This window comes from Prochlorococcus sp. MIT2308 (genome assembly GCF_059772345.1).
On record NZ_CM186283.1, the window covers coordinates 1,460,171 to 1,473,217 of the forward strand.

Below are 13,047 nucleotides of genomic sequence, written 5' to 3' on the forward strand. Positions count from 1 at the left end.
CATATTTCGCTAACGTCATTCTTATTGTGGATGCATTCTATTGGTCCATATCAACCACGTAGATTTGTCTCATTTCAAGTCCTTTGGTGGATCGATGTCGATTCCACTTGAAAAGGGCTTTACAGTTGTAACAGGTCCAAATGGTTCAGGTAAAAGCAATATTCTTGATGGAGTTTTATTTTGTTTAGGCCTTGCAAATAGTCGAGGTATGAGAGCTGACAGATTACCCGACTTAGTTAATAGTGGCGTATTAAAAGCTGGAAAATCCTCGGAAACAAAAGTAACTGTTAAATTTGATTTAACTGATTGGCAGCCCGATGATGCCGAAGAAGGAATAGAGCCTACTGAGGAAGGGCCTTGGATTAAGCCTAATCAAAAAGAATGGACAGTATCAAGAAAATTAAAGGTTATGCCAGGAGGATCATATGCTTCCACCTATAGCGCAGACGGTCAGACTTGTAACTTACAGCAATTACAAACCCAATTAAGGCGCTTAAGGATCGATCCTGAGGGGAGCAATGTCGTTATGCAGGGAGATGTTACTCGAATTGTTTCTATGAGTAATAAAGATCGTAGAGTGCTTATAGACGAACTTGCTGGTGTAGCACTATTTGATGCTCGTATTGATCAAACTCGTACAAAGTTAGATGATGTTTATGAAAGGCAAGAACGTTGTCGCATTGTTGAACAGGAACTTATTCTTTCCAAACAGCGTTTGCAAAAAGATTGTGAGAAAGCAAGTTTATATAAAGATCTGAAAAATCAATTATTAATTGGCAGAAAGCAAGAGTTAGTTTTATCGTATGAAAATGCAAAAAAGGGGTTGGAAAAATTAGATTTCGATCATCAGGAATTAATTAAAAAAGAAAAATTAGATGCAGAAAAGTTACTTAAAAATGAAAATGATTTAAGTAAATGTATAGAAAAATTAGATATTTTACAAAAAAATGTCAAAGAACTTGGTGAAGATCAATTGCTAGAAGTTCAAGGTAAACTAGCAGGAATTGAATCTCAACATAGAGAGCTAGAAAGACAAGGTCTTGCTCATAAAAATGAAGGACAAAAATTACAGGAATCTAGAAATAATCTTATCCAGAGAAAGAAAGATTATCAAACTGATTTACAAATTAAGTTGAATGAGATTAATCCTAAAGATTTAGAGGAAGCTGACTTGAGATGTAAAGAAGCTGAGGCTTGGGTTGAATCTTCTAGAAGGAAGCTTTCAGATGTAGCAGGTCGTTCTGGTGCATGGATAGAAAAACATCAGAGAGCTAGAAATGAACTTCAAAAAATCCGATTGGAATTAGATCCTAAAAGACTAGAGAAACAAAATATTGAAGAAAGTTTATTGCAATTAAATGTTATTTTAAAAGAATTAGAAACTGATCAGAAAACTGATGAATTCTCAAATGATAAAGTACATATAGAAATAAATAATCTGAATAAGGAATGGGATAATGTTTTAAGTTCAATATCAATGAAGAAAAAAGAGTTTCAAGAATTAATTTCTGAGAAAGGCATACAAGAGCGCACTAAATATAGATTAGAGAAGGAACAAGTAAAGCTTCAAAATGATATTGCTCGTTTAGAAAGTAGGAAAGAAATTATATCCGAAAGCCGAGGGACAAATGCAATAACTTTATTATTAAAATCTGGGATAGAAGGTATACATGGACCTGTTGCGAATTTAGGTGAAGTTGAAGATCGTTATCGAATTGCTCTAGAGGTCGCTGCTGGAGCAAGACTTGCGCAAGTTGTTGTTGATAACGATCAAATTGCTGCAAAATCAATTGATCTTTTAAAACGAAAAAGAGCTGGAAGATTAACTTTTCTACCTCTTAATAAGATTTTAAAAATCTCTCAAAATAGGTCCGATGTATTTCAGAGATCTGTTCACCTTAGTCTCAATAAAAATACTGGCTTAATTGCTAAGGCTATTGACTTGGTTCAATTTGATTCAATATATAAAGATGTTTTTTTGTATGTATTTGGTGAGACAATTGTTTTTAGTGACTTGTCATCAGCTCGTGATCAAATTGGCATAAAAAGAGCTGTCACTTTAGAAGGTGAATTGTTAGAAAAGAGTGGAGCAATGACTGGTGGAAGTTTAAATAATAGAGCCTTGGGTTTGAGTTTTGGAAGAGCAAAAGATAGTGATGATTGTGATGTATTGAAGATTAGATTATTAGAAATTGGCGAGACCTTAGTCAATTGTCAAAAAAACGAAAGTCAACTCATCCATAAGCTAGATAATCTAAGGACTGATCTAAGTACATTAGAACAAAAGAAAGCAGCACTTGATGCCGAAAGAGAAACTTCTAAAAGATCAAATTCGCCTTTATTAGAACGCCAAAGTAATCGCTCAAAAAGGATTGACGATCTGAAAAAATCTAAAAAAGAAAAGCTATTTCAATTAGAATCAATTAATTCAAGTATTAAACCTTTAGAGGTCGTTTTATCAGAAATTGAGAATGAAGAGAAAATAATAGAAAAATCAAGTGACGCATCTGTTTGGTCTGAATTACAAAATGATCTAGAAGATGCTGATAAAAATCTACTTAATTTTAGAAATAAAAGAGATGAGATTTCAAATAAGCAATCCCAAAACAAGCTCGCGATTGATCGATTAAATGATCAAGAGGCTTCTTTAATAAGCGAAGAAAAACGTTTAAAGGATTCCATAGATAATCTTGCCTCTGCTCATACCGCTTGGCGTGAGCAAAGCAATCTACTCAACACTAATCGGCAAGATTTGATCAATCAACAGAAAGATTTAGAAATTCGCTTTGGTGAACAACGAAAAGAAAGAGATTGTGTAGAAGCTGATGTAGCTAAAAAAAGGTTGAATTTACAAGATATGCAATGGAGTCTTCAACGTTTAAGGGAAGATCAAAAAAACTTGAAGGAAGAAATGCGTATGGAAACCATTCGATGTAGTGAATTAGAGAAAAAGCTTCCCAACCCAGTGCCCGTGATCTCAGATGAAATTAGAGATCATGGTCTAGAGGCTTTACTGTCTCACTTGAATGCTTTGCAGAAAAGGATGGAAGAATTGGAACCTGTGAATATGCTTGCCCTGGAGGAATTGGCCAAATTAGAAGAGAGACTTAGTGAACTTGAAAACAGACTTCAAGTACTCACCGATGAAAGGGCAGAGTTATTGCTCAGAATAGAGACTGTTTCAACCTTGCGTCAGGAAGCCTTTATGGAGGCTTTTCAGGCAGTTGATATGCATTTTCGTGACATTTTTTCAAGTCTCTCTGAAGGTGATGGACATTTGCAATTGGAGAATCTTGATCAACCTTTGGAAGGTGGTTTGACTTTGGTTGCTCATCCAAAAGGTAAACCTGTAAGACGGCTTGCGGCTATGTCAGGAGGAGAAAAGTCATTAACTGCTTTGAGTTTTCTTTTTGCCTTGCAACGTTTTAGACCTTCCCCTTTTTATGCTCTCGACGAGGTAGATAGTTTTTTGGATGGAGTTAACGTAGAAAGGTTAGCCGCTTTAATCTCCAAGCAAGCTGAGCATGCACAATTTCTTGTCGTAAGTCATAGAAGACCTATGATTGGAGCCTCAATGAGGACTATTGGAGTTACGCAAGCGAGGGGAAATCATACTCAAGTTGTTGGGTTGCCAATCGCAGCTTGATTGAATTTACTAAGATGGTCCAAAATGGTTTTACCAATCTCATTACTGCATATTTGAGTTGACCAACACTCAAGCCCAACAAGAATCACCATCAGCTGTTCCAAGTGACAGATTATGGCTTCGTTCTGAGTTGATGGGGACTCAGGTTATTACTCGTGATACTGGACGAAGGCTAGGCCTAGTAGGAGAAGTGGTTGTTGATATTGATCGTAGAGAGGTTGTTGCTTTGGGTCTACGAGATAATCCATTAACACGTTTTTTACCTGGTTTGCCTAGATGGCTGCCTCTTGATCAGATCCGTCAAGTAGGGGATGTGATTTTGGTAGATACAATAGACTCCTTAAGTGAAAACTTTGTTCCCGAAAAATTTAATAAAGTTATTAATTGCCAGGTAATTACTGAATCAGGAGATCAGCTGGGAAGAGTACTTGGATTTTCTTTTGATATTGAAACAGGAGAATTACTTACTTTAGTTATGGGAGCATTAGGCGTTCCTTTATTAGGCGAGGGAGTTTTAAGTACTTGGGAAATGCCTGTTGATGAAATAGTGAGTAGTGGCCCAGATCGAATAATTGTTTATGAGGGAGCTGAAGAGAAATTAAAACAATTAAATAGCGGTTTTCTTGAAAAGCTTGGTGTAGGCAATTCGGGATGGGAAGAAAGCGAAAGAGATAGGTATAGAGTTAATCTAGTCCCAGTTGAAAATCAATTAACTTCTGGCGATAGTGAAAATGATGATCAACGTCTTCTAGAGCAATCCCAAGAGGAAATCTTTGAAGAAGAAGAGATGGAATATGTAGAATTAAAAGATTCAGAAGAACAACAATATGACCAAGAATTAAGATATCTTGATCAATCTAATCAATCATCAATTTACTCCGAAATTGATGCAGATGATGTTGGCTATAATCAATCACAATTAAACAATAAGAATGACAATTTTCAAGGTAATATAGCTTCTCCAAAAATTAAAAATAGATCAAAAATTACAAGAGAAAAAGAACCTATAGACGTAGAACCCGTTGATGAATTATCTATCAAAGAATCTAAAGATTCTAAATCCAATGATAAAGAACTTTTAGATATTGAAGATCCATGGTAATTATTTTAAAAGTTTCTTTTCTTCTAAAAGATTAATAATTTGCTGACAAAATTTTTTTGTCGCCCCTTTGTTGCCTCTGAGTGCTTGTAGATCTTGTTTTTGACCAGAAAGCCTTGAAGGAGTATTCAGCCAATCAATAGTTTCTTTAGCTATTTGTGATGGTGTTATATTGCCGATTCTTTCAGGGACAATCATCCTTTCTGCAGAAATATTTGGCCAAGCCAGGAAACCTCTATTTTTTAGTTTTACCAGGCTAATTAGTAATCCTATGAACCATTTCAAAATTGGCAATCTAGCTATTAAGCCTAGGAAACCATCCCATGCGTCCATTACTAAAATATGCTGCGTTGGTACAACGACTATCATCGGAATATTTAATGATCCTAGCTCGGCAGTATTAGCCCCTACAGTCGTTAGGGCAATATCACATTGGCTAAGATCACTATATGCTGGATGCTTTTCTTGTATAAAAATTACTGTAGAATTAGTGGTAATTAATATTCCTCTTTCTTCTTTATCATTGGCTTTATTAATTGATTTGATACCAGACGTATATTGCTTAGAAATTGGATTTTTGCTACTACCAAAGTAATTAATTTCATCTAAGTTTGTGGTAGGAGCGATAGGTATTAAAAACTTACATTCTGGCATTAACTCGGATATTTTATCTGCCACATCAAGAAAAAAAGGTATTCCAATTTTTAATTTCGCGCTTTTTGAACCTGGCATGAGTGCAATCCACTTGCCAGCAGGGAGGGGGTTATCAATTTTTGCAGTTTCATTTAAGTCAGCTGTGAGGTCTCCAATTACAGAGCAACGATTTTGAATTTGTTTAGGTACTTTTTCAACAATCTTTTCTGACATTGCGAGGATACGATTATTCCAAAAAGGCCATCTCACAATCCACTCTGCATATGTCATATTCAAATATTTCAATCTTGCTGATAGTAGAACGCTCCAAAATTGATCTCCTCCTAAAAAAATTACTAACCCTTGGGAAGGCCATGAACCAAATTTTTTAGGTTGAATAAGAAGCTTTAAGAAATTATTTGCCTTTATTATTTTTTCAAATAGAAACCAATCTTTTGCAACAACAGCTTCATAACCAGTGGCATTTGGGCATGGAACCAATACCAAATTTAAAGATATCGGAGAATTATTTGCTTTTGGTCTTAACGCTATTTGCCTATGAAGTTCTTGGGCTATTGGTTTAACCCATGTAGATAGTTCGCCTGGTCCATTTGAGATGAAAATAATTGCTAAAGAATTATTACTCATTTAAAGATGAGCATCAGCTTTAATAATGCGGATGGCGAGACTTGAACTCGCAAGGCCGAAGCCACATGTTCCTTAGACATGCGCGTATACCAATTCCGCCACATCCGCAAGTTAACTCAGTTAAGCACTAAGTAACCATGATCATAATGCTAAACCTATTAAGCTTCTACCTAATTGGTTTTAATCTTGGGTACCAATACTGATACTATCCGGCTGAGGACCTAATAATTTTGAATGCCCATAGGCAAATTGCTAATAGCTAATCGTGGCGAAATAGCTTTAAGAATTCTCCGGAGTTGTCGTGAAATGGGGATAGCAACGGTCGCTGTTTACAGTACGGTTGATAAAAATGCTTTACATGTTCAATTAGCTGATGAGGCTGTATGCGTTGGAGATTCGCCTAGCAGTAAGAGTTATCTAAATATCCCGAATATATTAGCTGCAGCGACCTCGAGAGGTGTAGATGCTATTCACCCAGGGTATGGTTTTTTAGCCGAGAATGATCGATTTGCAGAGATTTGTGGGGATCACGGGCTTATTTTTGTTGGTCCATCACCCCATGCAATTCGTTCTATGGGGGACAAGTCAACGGCTAAAACGACCATGCAAAAGGTGGGAGTTCCTACCGTACCTGGAAGTGAAGGTTTACTTGATAGTGTTTCAGCTGCATCCAAGCTTGCTTCTGAAATGGGATATCCAGTCATGATTAAAGCAACTGCAGGAGGTGGTGGAAGAGGCATGCGTTTAGTAGGACATTCAGATGAATTGGAGAATCTTTTTAAAGCTGCACAAGGGGAAGCAGAAGCTGCATTTGGAAATCCAGGTTTGTATATGGAGAAATTTATTGATCTCCCAAGACATGTTGAGGTACAGATTCTTGCTGATCGTTTTGGTAACGTTGTTCACCTCGGAGAGAGAGATTGCTCGATTCAAAGACGGCATCAGAAATTATTAGAGGAATCACCAAGTCCAGCTTTAGATGATCACTTAAGAATCAAGATGGGAGAAGCAGCTGTTGCAGCTGCAAAAAGTATCAATTATGAGGGTGCTGGGACAGTGGAATTCCTGCTTGATCGCCATGGAAACTTCTACTTTATGGAGATGAATACTCGAATACAAGTGGAGCATCCTGTAACGGAATTAGTTACTGGTATGGATCTAATAGCAGAACAATTACGTATTGCAGGCGGAGAAAAATTACAATTTAGTCAGTCAAATATTAAGCTAGAGGGCCATGCAATTGAATGCAGAATTAATGCTGAAGATCCTAGTCATAATTTCAGACCATCTCCTGGCAAAATCACAGGCTGGTTGCCACCTGGTGGCCCAGGTGTAAGAGTAGATAGTCATGTGTACACGGGTTACGACATTCCTCCTTTTTATGATTCTTTAATAGGAAAATTAATAGTCTGGGGAAGAGATAGAGAAGCTGCACTTAAACGAATGGAAAGAGCTTTAAACGAATGTGCAGTAACAGGAATTACAACTACTATTGATTTTCATTTAAAATTACTTAAGAGAAAAGAATTTGTAAAAGGGGATGTTCATACAAAGTTTGTTGAACAAGAAATGTTATAAATAGCTTTAAGTTCAAAATATAATTTGAGTTAGTAAACCTTGTTGGCCAAGAAATAATTCACGAAAGAGACTTAAGAGCCCCACCCAAATAATTGGAGTAACATCTACCCCTCCTATAGGAGCAACAATTTTTCTAGTAGCTATCAATATGGGTTCAGTTGGTAAGAAGATAATTGGCCACAAACCATTTCTTAAATCTATTTTTGGATACCAAGTCAAAATAATTCTGAGAAGGAATGCAAGGGTTAGCAAACCTATTAAAAAACCCATTAAAAAATGCAGGATTGGAAGACTTTTAATTAATAGAGGCATCACAAAGCTCAAAGCATTATTGAATAGATGGTATAAATCATCTTTTATTGCGTAAGATTACTCGGTCTTGCATAAGAATTAGCTGAAATGGCTTTTCATTTATTAAATTTGTTCCTAAGTGCTGGAGCTTCCAGTCAAGCTGCAACAAGTTCTGCTGTGGGGATGATAGGCAGTTTTCTTGCGGCTGGTGCCTTGGTAGTTGCACCTGCAGCAGCTGCATTGATTTGGGTTAGCCAAAAAGATGCATTGAGTAGATAGCCCTAGCAATCACCTGTTTATGCCATAGACTGATAGTAATAAGGGTTGTTTTCAACCTGAAAATCTTTATTTAAGAGGGCAAACTTGGTCAATGCCAGTCTAAATTGGGCCAGCATTGTTGGCATAGTTCTTGCTGTGTGCGGAGCTGGCTTATATTTTCTCAGATCTTTTAAGCCAGCATTGGCAAGAGATTACGATGTATTTTTTGCCGCTATAGGTTTGCTCTGTGGCGGAATACTTTTTTTTCAAGGATGGCGTTTAGATCCTATCCTTCAGTTTGGACAATTTTTGCTTGCAGGTACTACTGTCTTCTTTGCTTATGAGAGTGTTCGACTAAGAGGGATTGCAACCGATCAAGCACGCAGATCTTCATATTTTGATGATGAACTTGAGTTGCCAAGATCTTCTAGGGGAGGTTTGTCTGATGCAGGCTCTGATAGAGATTATGATCGATTTGAGGAATCTCAACCTATCAATAGAAGATTTTCAGGTAGGGATGAGTATCAAGAAGAGTATGCAGACGATGAAAGTTATGGAAGACGTCCATCTAGGGCTGTCATACCTGAGCAGGCTGTAAGTAGAAGGCCAAGAGATATCGATTCTTCAAGAATTAATTCTCGAGGAGCTGAGAGAGAAAGGAGAATGGAAAGGTTTAATAATCCAGACTCTTCTTCAGCAAGATCTTCAAATTTTGGAGAAAGGCGAATTAGCCGTCAAGAGAGCAGAAGAGGAACTCGTCCGTCTGCCAGTAGAGAAACTTCAAGTAATAGAAGAAATGATATATCTAACACCTCCCAACGGTCTTCATCATCGATAAACACTAATGATTTAACAAGATCTACCTACAGATCTAGCAGAGATCCAAAGACTAATAAAAATATTGAAGACGCGGCTTTTTCTAGTGTTGATAAGGCTGTAAAAAGAACTAGTAGAAGACCTGAACAAAATTCTGGTGCAAAACCTGCTTCCAATAAAAGATCATCTTCAAAAGGTTCCTATTCATCATCTACAAGAAAGTCGAGACCTAGAGATAACAATTCAAGATTTGATGATTAAGCAAAAAATTATTATTTACTAATTATTCCAGCCCATTCTAAAAAAGATATCTTGCTAATAGCTTCTACAATTAAAACTGCCATTAAACCAATCATTGCAAATCTTCCATTTATTCTTTCTGCGTATCCACTCCATCCAAATTCAGGAATATCATTTGTGGTTGCACTAGGTAAAAGATCTTTCGTTTCTGAATCAGTTTGCTCTGGCTCAGTTGATTGAATATCTTGAGTTGTTTCAGTATTTGAGTTCATAGAAATAAACTAGTTCTCAGTAAATTGGTAACTTGTAGCGGGCAACAATCGCCAACCGGCATTCTCAGTTATTTCAAGTACATTTTCATGATAGTTCTTCAAGGTTGGCCTATGTCCAACGCTAATGCAAGCCATCTCGCGATGGTTAAGAAGTTCATAAAGATGTTTCTCTGTGTTGACGTCTAACGCACTGGTTGCTTCATCTAAAACAACATATTTAGGTGAATTTAACAAAAGTCTTGCAAAAGCTAACCTTTGTTGTTCTCCAAGAGATAAAAGCCTTTGCCAATCTTGTTTAATATCTAGGTCAGGGTACCTTTGAATAATTTGAGGTAACTTGACTTCATTTAGAACTGCTTTTAAATGATCATCGCTGAATCTGTTTTTATCTAATGGGTAGCAAAGCTGCTCTCTCAAAGAGCCAAGAGTCATATATGGTTTTTGCGGAATAAATAGTAAATCACCATTTGAGGGTGTTTCTATGATGCCGGATTGAATTGCCCAGAGACCACTAATAGCTCGAAGTAAAGATGTTTTACCGCATCCAGAGGGTCCTACGACAAGTAAACTTTGACCTGATTCGATACTTAGATTTAAGCCATTAATTAGGAAATTCTCTTTCCCAGGGGTTTTAATACTTACATTCTTTAGAACAATAGAATCGTTGGTTTTAATTTCTGCTTTGAAGTCAGCAAACTGGTTATTTCTGATCTCATTCATGTTTGATTGAAATCCTTCAAGTCTGCCTATCGAAGCTGAGAATCTAGCCAAAGCCTCTATTTTGTAAATGATAAAAAATAGTGATCCCTCGAGAAGGTTATAGTTTAAATTGGCCTGTTGAAAACTTCCATAGTCCATTTGCCCACTAAGAATTGGCCCTGAAAGAATAATGAAAGGAATAAAAACACTTCCGTATATTCCAGAGCGTTGGAGCACTCTTAATAATGCTTCCCATATTATTAAAAGATTAAAGTTATCAACCACAGACTTCAGTCTTCTACTAACTTCTTTTTCTTCTTGATTCTCACCAGAATAAAAAGCTATTGATTCTGCGTTGTTTCTTACGTGAACAAGACCATAACGAAAATCAGCTTCAAATCGTAATTGATCATAATTTAATTTGAACAATTTTCTACTGGCAAAAAGTAGTAAAGATGAAACTAATGTGGCGTAAACTATCAGAGCAAGTGTTAGCTCTTTACTGATACTCAGCAAAATAAAAATGTTTAGTGAAAATACTAATAATGAATCAAAAATATTCAGTGATAGGTCAATTGTTTGAGCAGTAAAGTCTCTGGCATCTTCTGTGATTCTTTGATCTGGGTTATCTACATTCGTTTCAGATTCATCGTTGGGATTTAATATGTAATATGTTCTATCGTCTAAGTAATCATTTATCAGGCTTTTAGATAACCACTCTCTCCATAAAAGCTGAAGCTTTGCTGAAAAATAAAATTGGAAGCTTCTTATTGGAAGAGCTGCAATAAAACAAATACCAAGAATCCACAAGTTTTTATAACTTTCTTGTTCATCTTTCTGTATTAATGCATTAGTAATATCCCTGACAAGAAAAGTGATTCCAGCGTTAATTCCGTTTACAGACAATAACATTAAAATGATTACGCCTAGTAAAAGCCAAGGCAGCCATCTTCTCTGCCTTAACTGACCACGAACTGTGATGAATGAAAAAATTCCTAATGCAAATAAACTTGAAATTATTATTCCTGAAGGACCTTCCCAAATGACCTTTAAGGAATTTTGAACACCTCCTAAAAACTGATTTGTTATCTCTGGAACTACGTTGCTTAGCAGGCTCATCAAACCTGTAAGTAAAAATAGAACTGTACCTCCTACACAAAATAATAAAGCAATTAATAAATAGACAAATAGCCAGCCATTGTTTTTTGTATATGGTAAAAAATATGGTTGAGTAAGCTTTCTTAATTTAATAAGTTGGCTTATTAGTCCTTTTTGAGCTTTCGAAATTGATGAGGTCATATTAATTAGATTATTTCAAAGTCAAAAAATACTTGATTAGTAATAAGGCTAACTTATTTTTTAAAGTTAAATTTGAGACTTTTTGAGAGCAGAAACTCATCAAAGTCATTTATTGCTATATCTTAGCTAAAACCCAAATATGTTTTTATTGTCATTGGTATTGGTAGCGAAGAAATAAGCTGCATATCAAAAGAGTGAACAGCTGGGATAGTTTGATCTAAAGCCCAAATAACCAAAAAAGGGGCATTCAAAATTATCTGCCATTGCCATTTGTAAGTTAAAATTGCCCATATTTTTTTTAAAATAGTTTGCTGTTTATCACTACGTTTTGACCAAAAATCTTGTAAATTGGTTCTTACTGTATTGATAAGGCTGTTTTTATCTGCAGCAGTTTGGGAATCCATTTGACGCTATTAATTAAATATCTTATAGCGCATATATGGGTGAAGTTGAGTCGATAACTAAGCCAGTAATGTAATCGTGTGAATAGCTAGAAAATCATGAAAATTGAGGATTTACCCTGGCGGCCAACTTAATTCCCTTCCGCCAATGAGGTGGATATGCAAGTGAAAAACTGTTTGGCCTGCACCCTCTCCAGTATTGATAACTGTTCTCCAACTTTCTAAACCAACAGCATTAGCAATTTCAGTTCCTTTTAAAAGTAAATGGCCTAGTAATTCTTGATCTTCTTTTTTTATCTCTTTGAGGCTTTTAATGGGTTTTCTTGGAATTATTAAAATATGAGTAGGAGCTTGAGGAGTTATGTCTTTAAAAGCTAAGCATTTTTCGTCACTAAAAACCTCATCACAAGGTATTTCACCGCTAAGTATTTTATCGAAAATTGTTGCCATTAAATTAGAAGCGATGTTTGTGCTAAGAATCTAATGTGATTCTTTGTAGTTTGAATTGATATGAGTCTTTCAATCGGATTTTTTTATGACATCTTGTTCGTTGAACTTATTTTCTGTTAATTGTTTTTTTAGCTCATCTTGATCAGTAACTTTATCAACAAATAAAACTCCATTTAGATGGTCAATCTCATGCTGAACGCATCGTGCCATGAGACCCTCAGCATTCATTTTTTTTGGTCTACCCATCTCATCTCTATAACTAAATTTAATCGAAGAGGGCCTTACTACATTGAGATAAACACCAGGTATACTTAGACAACCTTCTTCATAAGTATCTAAGCTTGCACTAGATGAAATTATTTCTGGATTTATAAAAATATTTGGAGGGGTATGTGGATCTTCAAAATTTAAATCAATTACAATTATCCTTTTTTGCACTCCAACTTGAGGTGCTGCTAAACCAATTCCTTTCGCTGAATACATGGTTATGAGCATATCTTTCGCAAGTTTTCTAATTGAATCGTCAACCTTTACTATGCGATTAGCAGGAGTCCTTAAGGTCTCTTCACCAAGCATATAAATCTTTAAAGGAGGATTTTTTACAGCTTCTTTGGAGACTGTATTTAGAGGTTTCTTTTTTTCTGCATTTTTTGCAAGTTGAGCAAAACTTCCAGCCAAAGGAATATCAAAAGAACATCAATTGTTACTTTACTTTGT

At 35.9% G+C, this 13,047-nt stretch carries 12 protein-coding genes and 1 tRNA gene; 5 read left to right on the plus strand and 8 right to left on the minus strand.

All coding sequences use genetic code 11. From position 1 onward, the window contains the following. Nucleotides 1–40 precede the first annotated feature (40 nt). Together smc and AC6EIW_RS08400 are read left to right on the plus strand one after the other, a co-directional pair. Nucleotides 41–3,646: a chromosome segregation protein SMC gene (smc, locus tag AC6EIW_RS08395; RefSeq protein ID WP_498520213.1), complete on the plus strand. Its 3,606-nt coding sequence runs from the start codon at nucleotides 41–43 to the stop codon at nucleotides 3,644–3,646. A gap of 58 nt (nucleotides 3,647–3,704) precedes the next feature. Then, on the plus strand, nucleotides 3,705–4,748 hold the full coding sequence (locus AC6EIW_RS08400; protein ID WP_498520214.1) for a PRC-barrel domain-containing protein: 1,044 nt from the start codon (nucleotides 3,705–3,707) through the stop codon (nucleotides 4,746–4,748). On the opposite strand, the gene AC6EIW_RS08405 is transcribed toward AC6EIW_RS08400, so the two are convergent. Continuing rightward, nucleotides 4,749–6,026 (minus strand): glycosyltransferase family protein, encoded by a 1,278-nt coding sequence (locus tag AC6EIW_RS08405; RefSeq protein ID WP_498520215.1) that lies wholly within the window; start codon nucleotides 6,024–6,026, stop codon nucleotides 4,749–4,751. It lies immediately after the preceding gene. Between the two features lie 26 nt (nucleotides 6,027–6,052). After that, nucleotides 6,053–6,134, minus strand: a tRNA-Leu gene (locus AC6EIW_RS08410). Between the two features lie 126 nt (nucleotides 6,135–6,260). Between AC6EIW_RS08410 and accC the strand changes: the two genes are divergently transcribed. After that, nucleotides 6,261–7,604: an acetyl-CoA carboxylase biotin carboxylase subunit gene (gene accC / locus AC6EIW_RS08415; protein ID WP_498520216.1), complete on the plus strand. Its 1,344-nt coding sequence runs from the start codon at nucleotides 6,261–6,263 to the stop codon at nucleotides 7,602–7,604. 12 nt (nucleotides 7,605–7,616) lie between these two features. Here accC and AC6EIW_RS08420 read toward each other — a convergent pair whose 3' ends face one another. Beyond that, nucleotides 7,617–7,916, minus strand: coding sequence for a YggT family protein (locus tag AC6EIW_RS08420; RefSeq protein ID WP_498520217.1), 300 nt, complete (start codon nucleotides 7,914–7,916; stop codon nucleotides 7,617–7,619). A gap of 87 nt (nucleotides 7,917–8,003) precedes the next feature. Between AC6EIW_RS08420 and psbX the strand changes: the two genes are divergently transcribed. Beyond that, nucleotides 8,004–8,174: a photosystem II reaction center protein PsbX gene (gene psbX / locus AC6EIW_RS08425; protein ID WP_498520218.1), complete on the plus strand. Its 171-nt coding sequence runs from the start codon at nucleotides 8,004–8,006 to the stop codon at nucleotides 8,172–8,174. A gap of 84 nt (nucleotides 8,175–8,258) precedes the next feature. Beyond that, the gene (locus tag AC6EIW_RS08430; RefSeq protein ID WP_498520219.1) at nucleotides 8,259–9,230 is read left to right on the plus strand and encodes a Ycf66 family protein; all 972 of its coding nucleotides are present in this window, start codon (nucleotides 8,259–8,261) and stop codon (nucleotides 9,228–9,230) included. A gap of 11 nt (nucleotides 9,231–9,241) precedes the next feature. On the opposite strand, the gene AC6EIW_RS08435 is transcribed toward AC6EIW_RS08430, so the two are convergent. The 5 genes from AC6EIW_RS08435 to def form a co-directional block, all read right to left on the minus strand. After that, on the minus strand, nucleotides 9,242–9,481 hold the full coding sequence (locus AC6EIW_RS08435) for a CAB/ELIP/HLIP family chlorophyll-binding protein (RefSeq protein WP_498520220.1): 240 nt from the start codon (nucleotides 9,479–9,481) through the stop codon (nucleotides 9,242–9,244). A gap of 9 nt (nucleotides 9,482–9,490) precedes the next feature. Further along, nucleotides 9,491–11,479 carry an ABC transporter ATP-binding protein/permease gene (locus tag AC6EIW_RS08440; protein WP_498520221.1) on the minus strand — a complete coding sequence of 663 codons (1,989 nt, stop codon included), beginning with the start codon at nucleotides 11,477–11,479 and terminating at the stop codon, nucleotides 9,491–9,493. A gap of 122 nt (nucleotides 11,480–11,601) precedes the next feature. Further along, nucleotides 11,602–11,883 carry a hypothetical protein gene (locus AC6EIW_RS08445; protein ID WP_498520222.1) on the minus strand — a complete coding sequence of 94 codons (282 nt, stop codon included), beginning with the start codon at nucleotides 11,881–11,883 and terminating at the stop codon, nucleotides 11,602–11,604. A gap of 111 nt (nucleotides 11,884–11,994) precedes the next feature. Then, on the minus strand, nucleotides 11,995–12,330 hold the full coding sequence (locus AC6EIW_RS08450) for a histidine triad nucleotide-binding protein (protein WP_498461958.1): 336 nt from the start codon (nucleotides 12,328–12,330) through the stop codon (nucleotides 11,995–11,997). Between the two features lie 69 nt (nucleotides 12,331–12,399). Further along, on the minus strand, nucleotides 12,400–13,008 hold the full coding sequence (def, locus tag AC6EIW_RS08455; RefSeq protein WP_498520223.1) for a peptide deformylase: 609 nt from the start codon (nucleotides 13,006–13,008) through the stop codon (nucleotides 12,400–12,402). Between the last annotated feature and the right edge of the window lie 39 nt (nucleotides 13,009–13,047).

Coding starts and splice junctions, on each gene's coding strand:
- AC6EIW_RS08405 (WP_498520215.1), bottom strand. CDS start 6,026: ATGAGTAATAATTCTTTAGCAATTATTTTCATCTCAAATGGACCAGGC.
- accC (WP_498520216.1), top strand. CDS start 6,261: ATGCCCATAGGCAAATTGCTAATAGCTAATCGTGGCGAAATAGCTTTA.
- AC6EIW_RS08420 (WP_498520217.1), bottom strand. CDS start 7,916: ATGCCTCTATTAATTAAAAGTCTTCCAATCCTGCATTTTTTAATGGGT.
- psbX (WP_498520218.1), top strand. CDS start 8,004: ATGGCTTTTCATTTATTAAATTTGTTCCTAAGTGCTGGAGCTTCCAGT.
- AC6EIW_RS08435 (WP_498520220.1), bottom strand. CDS start 9,481: ATGAACTCAAATACTGAAACAACTCAAGATATTCAATCAACTGAGCCA.
- AC6EIW_RS08440 (WP_498520221.1), bottom strand. CDS start 11,479: ATGACCTCATCAATTTCGAAAGCTCAAAAAGGACTAATAAGCCAACTT.
- AC6EIW_RS08445 (WP_498520222.1), bottom strand. CDS start 11,883: ATGGATTCCCAAACTGCTGCAGATAAAAACAGCCTTATCAATACAGTA.
- AC6EIW_RS08450 (WP_498461958.1), bottom strand. CDS start 12,330: ATGGCAACAATTTTCGATAAAATACTTAGCGGTGAAATACCTTGTGAT.